17 protein-coding genes and 1 pseudogene are annotated in these 16,773 nt (G+C 57.4%); 13 read left to right on the top strand and 5 right to left on the bottom strand.

The annotated features are described in order from the left end of the window. Positions 1-142: 142 nt before the first annotated feature. From OCT48_RS06970 to OCT48_RS06985, 4 genes are all read left to right on the top strand, one after another. Complete coding sequence (locus OCT48_RS06970; RefSeq protein WP_263591977.1) at positions 143-964, top strand: YciI family protein; 822 nt, start codon at positions 143-145, stop codon at positions 962-964. A 19-nt stretch (positions 965-983) separates the two neighbouring features. Next, the gene (locus OCT48_RS06975) at positions 984-1,361 is read left to right on the top strand and encodes a YciI family protein (protein ID WP_263591978.1); all 378 of its coding nucleotides are present in this window, start codon (positions 984-986) and stop codon (positions 1,359-1,361) included. Next, complete coding sequence (locus OCT48_RS06980; protein ID WP_263591979.1) at positions 1,358-1,711, top strand: DUF1428 domain-containing protein; 354 nt, start codon at positions 1,358-1,360, stop codon at positions 1,709-1,711. Before OCT48_RS06975 ends, OCT48_RS06980 begins: the two co-directional genes overlap by 4 nt. Before the next feature lie 103 nt (positions 1,712-1,814). Next, positions 1,815-2,291, top strand: a complete 477-nt coding sequence (locus tag OCT48_RS06985) for a VOC family protein (RefSeq protein ID WP_263591980.1) — start codon at positions 1,815-1,817, stop codon at positions 2,289-2,291. Positions 2,292-2,378: 87 nt separating this feature from the next. Here the strand turns inward: OCT48_RS06985 and OCT48_RS06990 are convergent, their stop codons facing one another. Beyond that, positions 2,379-3,473 (bottom strand): methyltransferase domain-containing protein, encoded by a 1,095-nt coding sequence (locus OCT48_RS06990; protein WP_263591981.1) that lies wholly within the window; start codon positions 3,471-3,473, stop codon positions 2,379-2,381. 110 nt (positions 3,474-3,583) lie between these two features. Between OCT48_RS06990 and OCT48_RS06995 the strand changes: the two genes are divergently transcribed. Further along, positions 3,584-4,612 (top strand): GlxA family transcriptional regulator, encoded by a 1,029-nt coding sequence (locus OCT48_RS06995; protein WP_263591982.1) that lies wholly within the window; start codon positions 3,584-3,586, stop codon positions 4,610-4,612. A gap of 32 nt (positions 4,613-4,644) precedes the next feature. On the opposite strand, the gene OCT48_RS07000 is transcribed toward OCT48_RS06995, so the two are convergent. Beyond that, positions 4,645-5,055, bottom strand: coding sequence for a RidA family protein (locus OCT48_RS07000; RefSeq protein WP_263591983.1), 411 nt, complete (start codon positions 5,053-5,055; stop codon positions 4,645-4,647). Between the two features lie 83 nt (positions 5,056-5,138). Continuing rightward, on the bottom strand, positions 5,139-6,044 hold the full coding sequence (locus tag OCT48_RS07005) for a cation diffusion facilitator family transporter (RefSeq protein WP_263591984.1): 906 nt from the start codon (positions 6,042-6,044) through the stop codon (positions 5,139-5,141). 46 nt (positions 6,045-6,090) lie between these two features. Between OCT48_RS07005 and OCT48_RS07010 the strand changes: the two genes are divergently transcribed. Continuing rightward, the gene (locus tag OCT48_RS07010) at positions 6,091-6,219 is read left to right on the top strand and encodes a hypothetical protein (protein ID WP_263591985.1); all 129 of its coding nucleotides are present in this window, start codon (positions 6,091-6,093) and stop codon (positions 6,217-6,219) included. 15 nt (positions 6,220-6,234) lie between these two features. After that, positions 6,235-6,717, top strand: a complete 483-nt coding sequence (locus OCT48_RS07015) for a GNAT family N-acetyltransferase (protein ID WP_263591986.1) — start codon at positions 6,235-6,237, stop codon at positions 6,715-6,717. 405 nt (positions 6,718-7,122) lie between these two features. Here the strand turns inward: OCT48_RS07015 and OCT48_RS07020 are convergent, their stop codons facing one another. Then, positions 7,123-8,088 (bottom strand): integron integrase, encoded by a 966-nt coding sequence (locus OCT48_RS07020; RefSeq protein WP_318152584.1) that lies wholly within the window; start codon positions 8,086-8,088, stop codon positions 7,123-7,125. Between the two features lie 225 nt (positions 8,089-8,313). On the opposite strand from OCT48_RS07020, the gene OCT48_RS07025 reads away from it, so the two are divergent. The 5 genes from OCT48_RS07025 (at position 8,314) to OCT48_RS07045 (ending at position 14,542) form a co-directional block, all read left to right on the top strand. Further along, the gene (locus OCT48_RS07025) at positions 8,314-8,784 is read left to right on the top strand and encodes a hypothetical protein (protein WP_263591987.1); all 471 of its coding nucleotides are present in this window, start codon (positions 8,314-8,316) and stop codon (positions 8,782-8,784) included. A gap of 104 nt (positions 8,785-8,888) precedes the next feature. Next, positions 8,889-10,796 (top strand): ATP-binding protein, encoded by a 1,908-nt coding sequence (locus OCT48_RS07030; RefSeq protein ID WP_263591988.1) that lies wholly within the window; start codon positions 8,889-8,891, stop codon positions 10,794-10,796. Between the two features lie 73 nt (positions 10,797-10,869). Beyond that, a complete protein-coding gene (locus OCT48_RS07035) occupies positions 10,870-12,003 on the top strand; it encodes a DUF3800 domain-containing protein (protein WP_263591989.1) in 1,134 nt (377 codons plus the stop codon). Between the two features lie 81 nt (positions 12,004-12,084). Beyond that, positions 12,085-13,395: an SIR2 family protein gene (locus tag OCT48_RS07040; protein WP_263591990.1), complete on the top strand. Its 1,311-nt coding sequence runs from the start codon at positions 12,085-12,087 to the stop codon at positions 13,393-13,395. A gap of 82 nt (positions 13,396-13,477) precedes the next feature. After that, entirely contained in the window at positions 13,478-14,542 is a 1,065-nt protein-coding gene (locus tag OCT48_RS07045) for a restriction endonuclease (protein ID WP_263591991.1), read from the top strand. 791 nt (positions 14,543-15,333) lie between these two features. On the opposite strand, the gene OCT48_RS07050 is transcribed toward OCT48_RS07045, so the two are convergent. Next, positions 15,334-15,900: a hypothetical protein gene (locus OCT48_RS07050; protein ID WP_263591992.1), complete on the bottom strand. Its 567-nt coding sequence runs from the start codon at positions 15,898-15,900 to the stop codon at positions 15,334-15,336. Positions 15,901-16,154: 254 nt separating this feature from the next. Between OCT48_RS07050 and OCT48_RS07055 the strand changes: the two are divergent. After that, positions 16,155-16,422: pseudogene (locus tag OCT48_RS07055) on the top strand (transposase); the annotation flags it as partial. Positions 16,423-16,773: the final 351 nt, after the last annotated feature.

Here is a 16,773-nt window from a genome sequence, read left to right on the forward strand (position 1 = left end):
GGCGGCCGCGAGCCCCGGGGCAAGGCGCTGGCTGTCGCCGCCGGTGGGGCGTGGCGGCGGCCGCGAAAAAATGCTCTCCGCCTGTCGATTCCCGTCGCCGCCGCACGACTCCTGAATACCACCCACCCAGGAGAGTGATGCCATGCGATACATGCTGATGCGCAAGGCCGATGCGGACACCGAGCAGGGCATACTGCCCAGCCAGGCACTGCTGCAGGCCATGGGCGACTACAACGAGCGGCTGATCCGCGCCGGGGTCTTCGTCACCGGCGATGGCCTGCGCCCCAGCCGGGAGGGCTGTCGCCTCGAGTTTCGCGGCGGCGAGCCCCGGGTCATCCAGGGACCCTTCCCGGCCACCGAGGAGCTGCTGGCGGGCTACAGCGTGCTCGAGGTGGAGTCGCTCGAGGAGGCCATCGAGTGGGCCAGGGGCTGGCCCCGCGAGGACGGCGAGGGCAACGTCACCCTGGAGCTGCGGCGCTACTGCACCATGGAGGACTTCGACCCCGGCGCCGGCCTGGAGCGGCACGTCGCCCAGCAGCGCCTGCCCCGGGCACTGCAGGTGCACCTCACTTTTCCCGGCACCTGCCGGGAGGCGATGGCCTTCTACGCCGAGGTCACCGGCGGCCACCTGGAGGCGGTGCTGACCTATGGCGAGACCCCCGCCGCCGAGCAAACGCCGCCCGACTGGCACGACCGGGTCATCCACGCCTCGCTCAATATCCGCGGCCATCGGCTGATGGGCGCCGACATGCTGGGCGATTGCTACCGGGCGCCCCAGGGGGCCCAGGTATTCCTCGACTATGCGGAGGTCGATCAGGCCGAGGCGGTGTTCCGGCGGCTGGCCGAGGGCGGCCAGGTGCTGATGCCCTTCGAGGCCACCTTCTGGGCGCAGGGGTTCGGCATGGCCACCGACCGCTTCGGCGTGCACTGGATGGTGGCCACCCCGAGCGACCAGTGCCCCTGACACCAGGGAGGAGGGAAGCATGCAGTACGTTGCATTGGTGTACTACCAGGAGCAGTTGATCAACGCCATGAGCGAGGCGGAGTGGCATGCGCTCAACCAGGAGTGCGTGGCCGGGGTGGAGCGCCTGACGGACGCCGGGCACTTCGTGACCGGCCGGGCCCTGCAACCGGTGGAGAGCGCCACCAGCGTGCGCCTGCGCGACGGCGAGCTGCTGGTCTCCGACGGCCCCTTCGCCGAGACCAAGGAGCAGCTGGCGGGCTTCTACCTGCTGGAGGCCCATGACCTCAACGAGGCCCTGCGGCTGGCCGGCCGCATCCCCCCGGCGCGCTTCGGCACCATCGAGGTGCGCCCGGTGCGGGAGTTGCCTCCCAGAGACGACACAGGAGAGACATCATGAGCTACGTGGATGGTTTCGTGGCCGCCGTGCCGACCGCCAATCGGCAGGCCTATATCGAGCACGCCCGACAGGCGGCGGAGGTCTTCAAGGAATACGGGGCCCTCAAGGTGGTGGAGTGCTGGGGCGACGACGTCCCGGAAGGCGAAGTGACCTCCTTTCCCATGGCCGTGCAGTGCCGGTCCGACGAGACGGTGATCTTCGCCTGGCTGGTCTGGCCCTCCCGGGAGGTGCGTGACCAGGCCATGCCCCGGATCATGGAGGACTCGCGCCTGTCGCCGGAGGTCAATCCCATGCCCTTTGACGGCAAGCGGTTGATCTACGGCGGCTTCGAGATGGTGGTGGACGAATAGTCACCCGACGGTGGCCGACGCCCGCGGCGCGCAATGGCGTGCCGCGGACGCCGGCCAGGTTCCCCAGGCAGCGGCAGGCACCCCTGCCGGGAGGAGATGTCCCATGCAGAAGATCACGCCCTTCCTGTGGTTCGATGGCCAGGCGGAAGAAGCGGCCCGCTTCTACGTCTCGCTGTTCCCCGACTCGCGCATCGAGCGGGTGGTGCACGCGCCGACCGACACGCCGAGCGTGCCGGTCGGCGCGGTGCTCCTCGTGGAGTTCACCCTCGCCGGGTCGCGTTACGTCGGCCTGAACGGTGGCCCCGGCGTGCCCTTCACCGAGGCGGTATCGCTGCACATCGACTGCGCGGACCAGGCCGAGGTGGATCGCTACTGGGCGGCCCTGGCCGAGGGCGGCCGCGAGATCCAGTGCGGCTGGCTCCAGGACCGCTGGGGGCTCCGCTGGCAGGTGGTGCCCACCCGCATGCACGAGCTGCTCCGCGACCCCGATCCCGAGCGGGCCCGGCGGGCCATGGAGGCGATGATGGGGATGACCAAGCTGATCATCGCCGACCTGGAGCGTGCGGCGGATGGCGGCTGAGCCTGTGTCCTTACACGGCGCATCGAAACCGGCCCGGAGACGCCCCAGGCGTCTCCGGACCGGAAGGTCTGGTGTCATGCTCCGGGATCAGGGCCGGCAGACGAAGTAGTCGTTCTGGATATCGTGCTCCAGCTGGTGGACGCGGATATCGCGGAAGCCGGCGTCCTCCAGGTAGGCCAGGGCGCGCTCCCGGCCCCACATGGTGCCCAGCCCCTCGCCGCCCTGGGCCAGCGAGACCGTCATGCAGTGGCTGAGCGACACGGCATAGAGCATCGCGCCCAGCGGGTGCTCGCGGTCCAGGTGATGGTGGCTCGAGGCGTGGATGTCCTGCACCAGGTAGACGCCGTCGGCGGTCAGGCTGCGGTGGATCCCCGCGAGCAGCCGGCGCGGCTGGGCCTGGTCGTGGATGCCGTCGAAGGTGGTGACCAGCTCGAAGGCGCCGGGCTCGGCGGTGGCGTCGAAGTCGCTGAGATCGCGCACCTCGAAGGTGAGGTTGGTCAGCCCGGCCCGCTCGGCCTGGTCGCGCGCCCAGTCGATGGCCTCCTCGGAGAGGTCGTAACCCGTGAAGCGACTGGCCGGGAAGCGCTCGGCCATGGCCAGCAGGGCTCGGCCGCGGCCGCAGGCGCAGTCCAGCACCCGGATGCCGGCCGCCAGGCGCTCGGTGAGCCCCGGGGCGAGCGGCAGGATGTGGTCGAACAGCGCCGGCAGCACCGTCTGGCCGCTGTCGCTGGCCATCACCTCCTGGAAGCGCGGATAGCGGGAGTAGGGCACGCCGCCGCCCTCATGGAAGCAGCGCACCACCTCGTCCTCCACGTTGCCCAGCAAGGGCATAAACTGGGCATAGACGGCCAGGTTCGCCTCGCCCCGGTCGGTGAGCAGTGCGGCGCGCTCGTCCGGCAGCCAATAGGTGGCCTCGGCCGGGTCGGTCTCGACCACCTCGGCCGCCACCATGCCGCCGAGCCACTCGCGCACATAGCGCTCCTGGAGGCCGGTGCGCTCGGCCAGGGCCTGGCTGGTGAGCGGTGGCTGGCCGGCCAGCGCCTCCAGCAGCCCGGTGCGGTAGCCGATCGAGGTCAGCAGCAGCAGGCCGCCGTGGTTGAGGGCCTGGACCAGCCGTGACTCGAAGTCGTCGGCGTGGGTCGTCTGGGTCGTCGGGCGTGTCGGGATGTCGATATCGCACATGAGCGGGCTCCTCCTGTCGTTGTCGTGTTGGCGTTGGGGCCAGGTTCACGATACGACCGGGGACCCGCCGACACTCAGGCGCATCGCGCCGCAAACGAGGGGTTTCTGCCATGGGTGAGCCCGAGACACGAGGCAAGGCGACCATCGCGCTGCTGGCCGGTCCCGACGTGACCGCCTCGACCCTCTTCGGCATGTACGACATCTTCGGCTCGGCGGGCCGCGACTGGGAGCTGTTGATGCATGGGCGGCCGGGCGAACCGCTGCTCGATCCGCTGATCGTCTCCCGGGACGGCCAGGGCTTTCGCACCGCCAATGGCGCCTGGATCGCCCCGGATGTGTCCCTGGCGGACTGCCCCATGCCGCTGGCGGTGTGCGTGCCCGACCTGATGATCGCCCCCGGTGCCAGCCTGGCGAGCTACGTGCCCGAGATGGCCTGGCTGCGCGCCTGCGGGGAGGGCGGGGCGCTGATGGCGGCGGCCTGCACCGGGGCCCTGCTGTTCGCCGAAGCGGGGCTGCTCGACGACCAGGACGCCACCACCCACTGGGCCTACTGCGACGTGCTGGCAGAGCGCTTCCCGCGGGTGCGGGTGCATGCCCATCGCACCCTGGTGGTCAGCGGCGAGGGGCAGCGGCTGATCATGGCCGGCGGCGGCACCACCTGGCAGGACCTGGCGCTGTTCCTGGTGGCGCGGCTGGTGGGCGTGGACGAGGCCATGCACCTGGCGCGGCTCAACCTGATCGACTGGCACCGCGAGGGCCAGCAGCCCTATGCCACCCTGACCAGCTCGCGCCAGGTGGAGGATGCCTGCATCGCCCGCTGCCAGGTGTGGGTGGCCGAGCACTACGACACGCCCTCGCCGGTGGCGGGCATGGTGGCGGTCAGCGGCCTGACCGAGCGCTCCTTCAAGCGGCGCTTCAAGGCGGCCACCGGCATGACGCCGATGGACTACGTGCACACCCTGCGCCTCGAGGAGGCCAAGCAGTGCCTGGAGAGCGGCGACGCGCCCATCGACGCGGTGGCCGAGGAGGTCGGCTATGCCGACCCGAGCTTCTTCCGGCGGCTGTTCGGCCGCCGGGTGGGCCTGACGCCGAGCCAGTATCGGCGGCGCTTTCGCAGCCTGCGGCTGCGCCTGCAGTAGGCAAGGAGCTGGCCGGTGGGCTCGGCGCTGGCTCAGTCGCCGTCCTCGGCCTCGGGCCGGGATGGGCGCCGTGCCACCAGGGTGATCTCCACGTTGGCGCCGCCGAGCAGCCGCGGCGCCTCGGTGCAAGTGCGGGCCGGGTAGTGCGGCGCCGCGAAGAATTCCGCGTAGGCCGCGTCCACCTCCTCCACCTGGTCCAGGTCGGTGAGGTGCACGTCGACGCGCACCACATCCTCCGCCCGGCAATCCACCTGCTCGAGGATATGCACGAGGCGGCGCATCACCCAGCGGGTCTCCTCGGCGACATCGCCGAGCACGGCCTCGCCGCCCTGGATATCCGCCGCGGTGAGGCCCGAGAGATGCACGTAGTCCTCGTCGAGTACCACGTGGCTGCCGGGAAAGGTGGGGTTGGGCAGGGTCGAATCGTTGTGGAACTTCGGCATCTCGACGTCCTCCTTGTCGGTTGGCCGTCACTCCCTGCGACACGCCCGGTGCCGCCGATGTTCCAGGCGCCGTGAGGGCCGGCTCAGGTCCAGCGCGGATCGGCGGTGAACGACACGGTGAACCATCGCCGCTCCGGCGGGATGCTCAGCCCCGCGGCGATCGCCTCGCGGATCTCGTCGAGTTCGGCCATGCCGCGCCCGGCGGCGAAATCCCCCCGGGTGACGATATGGATCTCGATGAAGTGGCCACGGCCGGCCTTGGCGACGTGGCTGTTATAGTCGAGCAGCCCCTCGCGGCGCATCACCGGGGCCATGGCGGCCTGCACCTCGCGGTCGACGGCGCTCGGCGCGATCAGGAACACCTCCCGCATGGCCCGGCGCACGATGCCGACGGGCACCGGCAGGAACCCCAGGGTGAGCACCGCCAGCAGCAGCGAATCCACGTAGGGGGTGAGGTGGGCATAACTTGTGCGCTGCAGGCCCAGGGCAATGGCGAAGGCGATGAGCAGGGCGCCGGTGATCAGCGCCGCCATCAGCCAGCCGTGCATGTCGATGCGCACGAACTCCGAGTCCGCCTCGCGGTTGAGCCGCCGCTGATGGAGCGTCATCGCCGTGCACACCAGGGTGACCACCCCGGCATAGCCGATGGCCACGTCGAAGGCCAGGTCCTGGCCGCCGTCGATCAGGCCCTGCACCGCATTGAGGAAGGCATAGAAGCACAGCAGCAGCAGGATGGAACCGTTGAGCGCCGCCACCAGCGGCTCCAGGTGCCAGTAGCCGTGCTGGAAGCGCCGGCTGGCCTCGCGCACCGCCAGCCGCGAGACCACCAGGGCGAGCCCGGACATCGCCGCATCCAGGCTGGAGAAGACCCCATCGAAGAGGATCGAGCGGGAGCCGGCGAGCAGGCCGAAGACCACGCCGAGGCCGGCGACGACCAGCGTCATGGCGATGGAGACCTTGAGGGCGCGCTGTTCGAGGGCGGCGGACATGGCGATCTTCCCTGATGACCGAAGCCCCGAGTCTAGCCGAGTACCCATGTCTTGGGGAGACGGTCCCTGGGGAGAGGGTCCCGGGGGACTGGCGAGCGGCGGCGAGAACCGGGAAACTGGATGCCTCGCCGAGTCGGCCTCGCGCACCGGGGCCGGCATCGCCACGCATCGCTGACAGGAGTTCCCCGCCATGGACGCAGGCCTACATCTCGCCCGCATCGACGACGACTCTCCCCATGTCGCCACCCTGGCCGGCTGGGCCCATGCCGAGTGGGGGCACCTGCATCCGGGCCGCGACCTGGCGGCGGGCATCGCGTCGTTTCGCGCCGACTGCGGGCCGGCCGGGGTGCCCTCGGTGTTCGCCGCCATGGCCGGCGAGCGCCCGGTGGGCATGGCCAGCCTGGTGGCCGACGACATGAGCGACCGCCGCGAGCTGACGCCCTGGCTGGCCTCGGTCTATGTGCTGCCCGAGTGGCGGGGGAGGGGCATCGCCTCGCGGCTGGTGCGCCGCGTGGAGGAAGAGGCCCTGGCGCATGGCCATGGCCGTTTCTACCTCTATACCCCGGATCGGCAGGCGCTCTACCGGCGGCTCGGCTGGAAGGACCTCGAGGATCGCCACTACCGCGGCGAGGCGGTGACCATCATGCACCGCGACCTCGCGTCCACGCCCTGACCTCGACTCGAGGGACGATGTCACCGAACGGGGTTTCGTAGGTGAGCAACTCGTGGCGGAAGGGCGCCTTATCGCCAATGGCGATCCAGCGACACAGCACTATACGCCGGATACCGGATACCCGATCACCACACGCCCACCCGTTTCCTACGCCTGGCCGAGCCAGCAAGGATCCTCGGAAAGTCGAGGATGAATGACACACTTCCGTGCCTCGCACGCCCCTTTTGGCACAATTGGCAGGCGACTTTTGCGCTGGCGCCTGTCCTTGATTAGTCTGGCCTGATAAGGCCGCGACAGATGGCCACCAAGGGATCGCGCAGGGACTACCGCAGGAGATGGCCGGAGCGCCGTCGCATCATGCCGGTGGGTCAGGCGGTAGCGTGCCCGCGCATGACGATAGCGTGGCTAACCCAGCGGGCTTTTCACCCCGGCGAACCCATTTCCCAGCACATGGGTGTAGATCTGCGTGGTTTCCACGCTCTTGTGCCCCAACAGCTCCTGAACCGTGCGGATATCCGTGCCTCGGCTCAGCAACTGGGTGGCGAAGCTGTGTCGCAGGGTGTGACAAGAACCGGGGCGCGGTAGAGAGGCGGCTCGCATGGCGTGTTTGACGGCTTTTTGTACCGCCGATGGGTGTACATGGTGAAGTACCACCTTGCCATCCATGTCGCAGCAGGGGCGGGAGGCAGGGAAGAGCCACTGCCAGGCCAGGGAGACTCCCGCATTGGGGTACTTGCGATCCAGCGCATGGGGTAGCGTCACCGGCACGCGGCCATGAGCGAGCCGACAGTCCAGTTGGCGCTGGGCCGAGGAAATCTGCTGCCGTAAGCATGGGAGACAAGTGGCCGGGAGCAAGGTAGTGCGGTCCTTATCGCCCTTGCCGGCTCTCACCGTAATATCTTGGCGTTCGAGATCGATATCCCGTACACGCAATTGGCATGTTTCAAGGAGCCGCAGCCCCGAGCCGTACATTAGCATGCCCATCAAACACATGGGGCCCGATAGATGGCTCAGCACGCGCGTCGCTTCCTCATGGGATAGCACCACCGGCAGCCGGCGAGGGCGCCTGGCGCGCGAGAATTCGCCGATATCGCCCAGGGGCTGCTCAAGGATGTGGCGATACAGGAAGACGAGGGCGTTCAGGGCCTGGTTCTGTGTGGCCGCCGCCACATGGCGCTCCACTGCCAGATATTCCAGGAAGGCCTTTATCTCGGGGGCACCCATGCTGGCGGGATACCGCACTCCGTGGAATCGGATGAAGAAGCGTATCCAGTAGCAGTAGGTCTTCTCGGTTCTGGGGCTGTAGCGCTTCACCCGCATGGTAGCCTTCACTCGATCCATCAGCTTCGGCGGCTTACTCTGCGTATCCATACGGTTGTCCTCTCGATGCATGGATATGCGTACAGTATTATTGGCGCCGGCAAAACGCGCAAGTGCGCGAATCCTGCATAGACTGCCGAGATATTCTTAATATTGTTAAATATCAATTGGTTAGGTGAAGAAAAGCGCGCTAGATAACATTGTTGAACGTGCCGGCACGTTCATCCAATATCAGAGCGTTCCACCTAATCACTGTTATGTTCCTAGGTGTTTCGCATGGAAGTAAACGATTTAGATTATCAATGCTGGCACGAATTGGGTCACGCCTTTACATGCATTGAGCTAGGCGGTGATGTGGAATGTGTGGAATTTCTAGAAGACCACGAAGTCGGTCAAGCTCGAGCAAGATGCACGACTAATCAATGTATAAGACAGCGGGTTGCTTGTGGTGGATTCGCTGCCGAATTGGTGTTGTACCGAGATGGCGACTTGGGCCCGCAAGATGAAAAGCCTATGACTCAAATTTTGTTTCGAAACGCTACCATCGATCGAACGATGTATCACTCGTTAGATCCAGAGTCTGAGCTAACCGAAGCTCAAGATCGTGAATTCATGAGTTGTGCTTACGAAGCAGTCGTTCCAATCATCCGTCGTTACAAGAAAGAAATCGCCATTGCGGTTGCCGAACTCGAAGAGTCAAAAACGATAAGCGGCGAGAGAATTAAACAAATCATGGCCGGAACATAACAAGGCCAGGCACGGCGACGTCTACTACATTGCGGCTTCGCCTCCATTCCGTAGCCGCGCATGCTGGCTGGCGTTATGCAGTCGCTACCAAAGAGGTTCTCTAAATGGAACAACCATGTCTTTTCGGGCCCAATTTTCTAGAAAAGCTCGTTGGAAAAGCGATCTTGCATGATCCGAAGATTGCGATAGTTGAATTAGTTGCAAATGCTTGGGACGCAGGTGCAAGTGAAGTAAGTATTACTTGGCCAACTCAAGAGAATGAGCAATTCTTCTCTATCGAAGACGACGGCTATGGATTAACCGAGAAAGAATTCAGCTCGAGATGGCGCACGCTAGCTTACGATAGAATCGACAACCAAGGCAGTACTGTTGTCGTTAATAGCAGAAAAAGAACAGTGTTTGGTCGAAATGGTGTTGGTAGGTTTGCCGGATTTTGCTTTGGTGATTCATATCATGTTGCCTCCAACAAAGATGGAGACCATATTGAATACGAGATAAGGCCAGGAAGTGGCGAATCGCCGTTCTCATTAGTAAAACATTCTCCAGCTACATACATTAGAGAGAAAGGCACAAGAATATTTGTCCGGCAAAGTTCATCGACTCGGATTGACGAAGAAACAGTGCGGTCTGAAATTGGCATGCGCTTCCTAACAGATCCGTCATTTACTTGTGTTGTAAACGGCACAACCGTCAATTTTTCTCATATTCCAGATGAGAACATTGCACAACATAGCATTGAGTTGGACTCAGGCGATGTGATTGAAATTGTGATAATTGATACCAACGACGCAGATAAAACAACTAAACAACATGGTATCGCGTGGCATGTTAATGGTCGGTTGGTTGGGGAAGCTGATTGGAAAAGCTACGGCTTTGATCAAATCATCGATGGTAGATCGTCTGAGGCTAAGCGTCATACTTTCATAGTTAGTGTTGATTTTCTGGCCAATACCGATTCAGTTAAGAAGGATTGGACTGGTTTCAATATGACGCCTGAATTTGAATTGGCGAGAGATAAAGTATTCGAATTTGTAAGATCCCATATACTTGGACAAACGAAGCAAAAGCGAGAGCGAATGCTTTCAAATGTCAAGAAGGCTCATGAAGGAGATTTAGATAAACTAACACCTCTCCGATTGGAGCGTTGGGAAGAATTTGTTGAAGAGATACAGACTGAATGCACTGGCTTAAGTGAGAAGGATCTTCTCAAGCTTTCCGGCGTCCTAATAAAAATGGAGCAGTCGGACACAAAGTATTCACTTATTAATAAACTGCATGAGCTTAATTCCGACCAAATTGATAATCTCCATGATATCTTGTCTGACTGGAGCTTAGATCTTGCAAAGGAAGTGCTGGATGAACTTCAAATGAGGCTGAAGCTTTTAGATGAGTTAAGGGAAAGGGTGTTAGATGTGAATACGCGGGAAGTCCAAGATCTTCAACCGCTTTTTTATCAGGGGTTATGGATATTTGGTCCAGAATACGAAACTATCGAGTTTACTTCAAATGAAGGGATGACTAAGGTAATCCAAGGACTCTTTAGGTCTGATATTAAAGGAAGTAGGAATAGACCCGATTTCGCAATATTGCCTGATAGCACAGTTGGCAGCTATTCATACCACCGATATGACGATGACGGGGCTGAAGTTGGGATTGATAGACTTGTCGTAGTAGAGCTCAAAAAACCGGGAATACCGATTAGCACTGATGAAAAAGGCCAGTGCTGGAGGTATGTCAGCGAGTTGCTTAGAAAAGGGTTGATTAGCCGAGACACTAAAGTAACGTGCTTTGTATTAGGCAGTGAAATTGACCCTTTCGAACGTGATGCTAGAAAAGAGAATAATGATAGATGCACCATTCAACCTTTGGATTATCAGGTGGTGATATCAAGAGCGAAAAGCCGCCTTCTAAAACTATATGATCGCGTCAAAGGAGCCCCTTTTTTAGAAGAGCAGCGGCGAGGGAATGAGGTCAGCAAACAGAATGTGATTGAATTTGAGAGGAAAGCATAACAAAGCGTTACACCGGATAAACCGGTGAACGCAGCGTTATATCCTCGGTTCAAATTGATCAAAACGGGTATTTATGAGTAAAAAGAAAGAAGGTGCTTTTATATATGCTGATGAGTCAGGTCACTCTGGGAAAGAGATATTTAGCGAGAAATCACCCTTCTACTACCAAGGCGCTGTAATATCTGTTGGAGAAATCGAGTCCAAAGTTTCTCCTATCATACAAAGGTATTGCGTTGAGAATGGACTGGAAAGATTGCATGGATATGAACTTGGAGAAAATAGGGTAAATAGCCTTTGTTTAGAGCTATTGGAAGCCTTGGATGGAACTCAATGGAAATTTCATTACACAATGCTTCAAAAAAAGTATATAGCACCTACCAAATTTGTTGATACTGTATTCGATTGTTGGGATAACCCAGCAGTGCATCCCTTTTGGTATACAACCGAGCTATTCAGACATACATTATGTATATTAATTGATGACATGATGGAAGATGGACTAGACGTAGAATTTTGGAGTTTCTACTTAAAAGACGATTTGCAAGGCCTTATTGAAATATGTAGGGCTCTGTTGGAAAAGGCTCCATATATCTTTGATAAGAGAGCGTGTGAAGTTGTTACAGCCGGCTTAAGCTACGCAATAGCCAACCCAGATATTTTCACCCTCATATCAGCTAAAGGGAAAAGTGCATATAAAAAGCAGACTCCCAATATAATTGCCTTCTCTAGCTTGCTAACCGCCACGCATCGTTTTTGTAAAGAGTATGGTGTATCCGTTTCAGAGCTTGTTCATGATCAAAGTGACGAATTTAAAGGCACGATGAGAGAGTATCACCGAATGTTTTTCGGCGTTGATTTTGAAGAGGATAAATTTGGTGGTATCCCTCAGTTTAAAGAAGTCGAATACGACCTGGGAGAGTTCAAATTAGAAACGTCAAAAAAATCATACGGATTGCAAGTCGCTGATCTTTTTTTATGGTTAATCCAACGAGACGTAACAGATAAAAATCTTGAAGAAACCAAGGCCAAGATATTAGATAAATCTGATGACTTTGTTATTTCTAGAGCAATGTCATTGGCAATTATCAAAGCTAGGCACTTTCAGTTAATGCAGCAAGAGTTAACCCCTGAGATGATAGAGGCAGGCAAAGAACTAAACAAAAAGATAAAATCCAATCAAAAATCTTCAATGAAAAAGCGAATATAACAAGTTGCTGCGCTCGGAAAAATTACTTGCTGCGCTCCTAATTTTCCGGTGAGCAAGGCGTTATGACTCAAGGAGGAAATGTTGAGCGAGTTTTTCGAAATCGCATATGCAGCAGCAACAAATAGATTGTGCCTATTTACTGGTACTGGATTTTCTAAAGCTGTTTCCGATAATGAAGCTCCAAGTTGGCAAGGGTTATTGGAAGAACTATGTGACCTATTGCCAAACCCTGATGAAATGAAGGAGTCACTATTTCCTGAAGATAAAGTAGCGCAACTTAGTTTAGAAGAGGCTGCTCAGGTCATCTCAATTAAGCTTTCTGCTGTTGGTAAAAATATCCATGAAGAGATCGCTGAATTGATAGAGGAAATAGATCTTGATGATGAAGTAGAAGAAATCGAAGAATTTTTCTCTAATAGATCTTTTAGGGTTGTTACTACTAATTATGACAAGTTATCTGAAAAGTTAACCGGTGAGAATAGTTGTCAATCGATTACTCCTGGAAGACCTATACCCAGATCTTCTGCTAATGTAAAGGTTTACCATGTGCATGGTTCGGTCGATTCGCCAGAGAATATGGTGGTCACATCTGAAGATTATTTTAGGTTTATAAACAGCGGTTCTTATTTCTCAAGAAAGTTGAGTACGATACTACATGAAAATACCGTAGTAATTTTGGGTTACTCACTTGGTGACACTAACTTAAAGTCAATAATTAGTGATTACAAAGGTTTTTCAAAGAGCCATGTAATTGGTTCTAATATTTTTTTAGTGTCTAGATCTGCTGTAGATCAACACATTAAAGACTACTATTCTCATTGCTATGGCATTCGGGTTCTTGATGGACTTAATACAGAAAGGTTTTTTCGAAGGTTAAATAATAAGATTCCGAAGGTCGCTAGAATCACTGATCGTTCACTGAGGAGTATAAGAAAAGTTGTTCATGATGGCTTTCACTTTAAAGAGGCCTTTTTAAAGTTGGATGACTCATTCTACAGAATTATTTCCTCGCTATCGGCCGAAGGATTGAGTCTCAATGACGCAAGAGTTGTCGAAATGCTAGGTGAGGTTATTGAATCAAAGAGAGAGCTAACTTTAGAGCACAACGCTTGGGAACAATACGAGCATCTTGCAGGTTGGTTGGTATACCTTGCATCAATAATGGAGATCCAAGGGACCTCAATGGAAGAGCAGTTTTTGGAAGCAACTCTTCGGTCAATGACTACAATGAAAAAAGAATACTACATTGGATATTCTTGGCATGCCTACAAGGCTTGGAGAAAGCGTTGGCCAACAGTTATAGCATCTAACCGTACATTGATAAAACGGCATATAGAAGCAAATACCAGCTGGTCTGATGCCCTAGCTATTGTAAATAGCATTGAGTCATAACAAGTTGCTGCATACGGATAAACTACTCGCTCTGCTCGCAGTTTACCGGTGAGCAAAGCGTTGGGGCGACAGAGTATTTCGAATGAGTACACCTACAATCTCGGACAGGAAAGATACCCGCAGCGTAGTACGTCTTGGTGACATCTGCGAAGTTCTTCACAGCCGTGTCCAGCCCATTCAGGGGGGAGAGGATGGACTATCCATCCCGGTCATCACAGGTGCAGACCTGAGAAAGGAAGTGATCGTTCGAGACGAGTTACGAGTTGCGGACGTTCGAGAGAAACCATCAACAAGCTTGGCGCTGCGTCAGGGTGACATTCTTGTGCCGGTCGTTACGAAGCGCCCGAAAGCGCGCCTAATCGGACCAGATTTAGAGGGCGTTTACCCTCACCACACGGTCAGGGTTCTTCGACCGACTTCTTCAGGCCCCTCACCTGCACGAGTATTAGATTATCTAACGTCCCACGAGTTTTTCGAGGAGCTTTCCCAACGTGTATCCCTCCTTCGAGGTGATTTACGTGTAAGTGCAGCCGACCTTGTCGACATGCCGTTCGTGCTCCCATTAGAAGACGATGCTCCAAGTGCCTCTGTAGTCATGCTGGTTGAGCAGCTGGCACGGGATCTGATTGCACTGATCGCTGAGAACCGATTAACGCTTCGAGAAATCGAATGGCGCGACCTTGAACGTGTTCTTGCCAAGGCCTTTGACGGTTTGGGTTTCGATGTAGAACTCACGCCGTCATCAAAAGACGGTGGTAAAGATTTGGTGCTCCATTGTATGGAACAGGGCACGAGACGGCGGTATGTCGTCGAAGTGAAACACTGGGTATCCGGAAAGCGAGTTGGTAGCACTGAGCTTCTGAAGTTTGTCGAAGTAGTCGCGAAAGAGAACCATGATGCGGGGCTTTTCCTATCAACCTCAGGTTTCAATCGAAACGCATACAAAGCCGAAGCTCACCTTGAGCATAGGCGCGTGCGATTAGCAGGTGAGGATAAAGTAATGCGTATCTGTCAGATGTTCGTCGCGACCCAATCTGGAGTTTTGGCGCCGAAGCAGTCCCTTGGGCAGGTGTTTCATGACGGTACGTGGAGTATCGCTACTGCCCAACAAGACGCTACAGCCGACGCTCGTGCCTCGCGCAGCTGAGCTCAGCGTTAGGAATCAAACCGAAGCTGCGAAATAGCATAGGAGGTAGTTTGGCAAAGGGAAGAAGTCAGTTTGTGGGCGCAACTGGCCAGTACTACGTGTCCTACGCGCTTGCACGTCGAAATATTCATGCGAGTCTCACTTTGGGCAACGCACCGGTAGTTGATGTTGTTGCGGCTAAGGCCGATGGGTCACGAAGTATCTCCATACAGGTAAAGACTTCGCGGAATGCTTATCGCCGCAAGCGGTACGGCAGGGAAGGGTGCGAGTGGGATGTTGGAGCCGGAGTAATTGGTAAGCACAGCCCAGACTTTTGGTACGCATTGGTTGACCTACGGGACGAAACAGAACGACAGCCGCGAGTATTTATCGTGCCTTCCTACTGGGTGTCAGAATTTGTATTGCCGTCGTTTGGTCGAAAGGTTTTCTTTTTGCCCTCTACTGCCTGGGACTTAACGAAAGAGCGCTGGGACATGCTTGTGGCGTCTCTCGATGATGTGCCTAAGGTCAAAGAATTCGCGACGAGCTGGCCAGAGGATAAGCTCGTCCGGTGGGACAGGAAAACGACGGAAGGAGCCCTCTGATCTCAGGCAAGTTATGTAGCATTAGGGGAATCCTAACCAAGAGCTTCACCGACGGTTTTGCTTCGGCTGAGCTTCAGCGTTAGCCGCGTGGGGTGTGCAGAAACCAGGGGGCATTAAAGGGCGAGGCATCGGCTTTTGAAAGCAAATAAAAAAACAAGCAGCCCCGACGACGGGACTGCTTGTTCAACACGGAGTCAGCCTTGCCTCTCAGAAGTTAACGCCCATGCCGAAGGTATAGGCCCAGACACCATCATCGAAGTTATCTTCAGCACTGTCACTGTCCTCGAACAGGAACTGGTACTCGGCCCTTGCCTGAATGAAGGTAGTGGGCAGCAGATAGTACTTGAGGCCGGTTTCCAGGCCGGCGATGCCGGTGTCCTTGACGCCGTCACCATAGATAACGCCGAGCGAAGCGCCCACGAAGGGCCGAGTCGCACGCTGGCCGAAGTGGTAATCGGCAAAACCACGCGTGCTGCCGTTCCAAAAGTCGTCAGATATTCCCTCACCCTCCACGTCGGCGAAGTTGACGCTCTGACGAACACCTGCCAATGTGCGGCCGGACAGGTACCAGCCGTAGTCGACGGAAACACCAAAGCTGCTGTTATCGAAATCCTTGTTGCTGCTACCAGTACCGGAGAGAGTAAACTCCTGGTCCCCTTCTTGTGGGCCCATCGTGCGCTGTCCTCCCATAGAGGATTGGGCCATGGCATAGGAGACGGGCAGAAGCGAAACGCTTATCAGCGCGACCAGCGAAGCATTTCTTAACATTTTCATGACAACACCTCGAATCAACATCACCGTTCAATCACGCAATTGCGTGTTCTGGCAGACCCAGGCACTTCCAGCTCTGGTCTTTCGGACCATTCTGCCGAAAACGGTCACTGGTTGGTTTGCTGTCAATCCTTGCCTGATAGCCGGCCGCAATCAGCGAGCCTTCCGGCCAGTACCCAGTATAGAAGGTGGCGTAGGTTTTGTCTGAGAACTCGGAATTGTTAGTCCCACCAGTACCTTAGCAGCATAGGTGACCCATGGCAGGACCTTACGGGACCTCCGTCAACGGGTGGCCCCTTATCGAAGATATCGTGTCGTCGCCACAGACCACGGGGCGGCCTCGCCGCGACGATCACCAGGTGTTGAACGGCAACGTCTGGATTCTGTGTTCGGGCGCCAAGTGGCGTGACCTTCCTGTGCGTTACGGTCCATGGAAGATGGTCTACGACCGCTTCCGGCAGTGGCGAGATGACGGCACTTTCAACGCCTCTAACACGCCTCCAGCTTCGGCTTCGACAAGATGGCCAGCAGTTTCAAGGCCATGGAACGCCTGGCCTGCATAGATCGCTGTCTGCGTGCCAACTTTTCAGAAATGGTATCTAGAATTCCTCCATTGGCATGTGCCTGCATGGCCACGATGCCATCCAGCCCGCGGTCGTACCGCGGTCGGCTCGGTGAACGGCAGCGTGCGTTTCCACGGCCTGGCCCGGATCCACATGCCGCTGGAGGGCCTCGAGAAGCCCCGGCGCCTGATCGAGAGCGACAAGAAGCGGCCCGCGGCGCGCGCCCCTGGTCGCGAACGCATGCGTCGCTGGCACATTGGCCCCGCGACATCGCCCCCGAGTCGGTCAGCCGGCTCGGGGGCTTTCGTTGGCG

Origin of the sequence: Halomonas sp. M4R1S46 (assembly GCF_025725685.1) — a bacterium.
Classification (GTDB): domain Bacteria; phylum Pseudomonadota; class Gammaproteobacteria; order Pseudomonadales; family Halomonadaceae; genus Halomonas.

Coding starts and splice junctions, on each gene's coding strand:
- OCT48_RS06970 (WP_263591977.1), top strand. CDS start 143: ATGCGATACATGCTGATGCGCAAGGCCGATGCGGACACCGAGCAGGGC.
- OCT48_RS06975 (WP_263591978.1), top strand. CDS start 984: ATGCAGTACGTTGCATTGGTGTACTACCAGGAGCAGTTGATCAACGCC.
- OCT48_RS06980 (WP_263591979.1), top strand. CDS start 1,358: ATGAGCTACGTGGATGGTTTCGTGGCCGCCGTGCCGACCGCCAATCGG.
- OCT48_RS06985 (WP_263591980.1), top strand. CDS start 1,815: ATGCAGAAGATCACGCCCTTCCTGTGGTTCGATGGCCAGGCGGAAGAA.
- OCT48_RS06990 (WP_263591981.1), bottom strand. CDS start 3,473: ATGTGCGATATCGACATCCCGACACGCCCGACGACCCAGACGACCCAC.
- OCT48_RS06995 (WP_263591982.1), top strand. CDS start 3,584: ATGGGTGAGCCCGAGACACGAGGCAAGGCGACCATCGCGCTGCTGGCC.
- OCT48_RS07000 (WP_263591983.1), bottom strand. CDS start 5,055: ATGCCGAAGTTCCACAACGATTCGACCCTGCCCAACCCCACCTTTCCC.
- OCT48_RS07005 (WP_263591984.1), bottom strand. CDS start 6,044: ATGTCCGCCGCCCTCGAACAGCGCGCCCTCAAGGTCTCCATCGCCATG.
- OCT48_RS07010 (WP_263591985.1), top strand. CDS start 6,091: ATGTCTTGGGGAGACGGTCCCTGGGGAGAGGGTCCCGGGGGACTGGCG.
- OCT48_RS07015 (WP_263591986.1), top strand. CDS start 6,235: ATGGACGCAGGCCTACATCTCGCCCGCATCGACGACGACTCTCCCCAT.
- OCT48_RS07020 (WP_318152584.1), bottom strand. CDS start 8,088: ATGGATACGCAGAGTAAGCCGCCGAAGCTGATGGATCGAGTGAAGGCT.
- OCT48_RS07025 (WP_263591987.1), top strand. CDS start 8,314: ATGGAAGTAAACGATTTAGATTATCAATGCTGGCACGAATTGGGTCAC.
- OCT48_RS07030 (WP_263591988.1), top strand. CDS start 8,889: ATGGAACAACCATGTCTTTTCGGGCCCAATTTTCTAGAAAAGCTCGTT.
- OCT48_RS07035 (WP_263591989.1), top strand. CDS start 10,870: ATGAGTAAAAAGAAAGAAGGTGCTTTTATATATGCTGATGAGTCAGGT.
- OCT48_RS07045 (WP_263591991.1), top strand. CDS start 13,478: ATGAGTACACCTACAATCTCGGACAGGAAAGATACCCGCAGCGTAGTA.
- OCT48_RS07050 (WP_263591992.1), bottom strand. CDS start 15,900: ATGAAAATGTTAAGAAATGCTTCGCTGGTCGCGCTGATAAGCGTTTCG.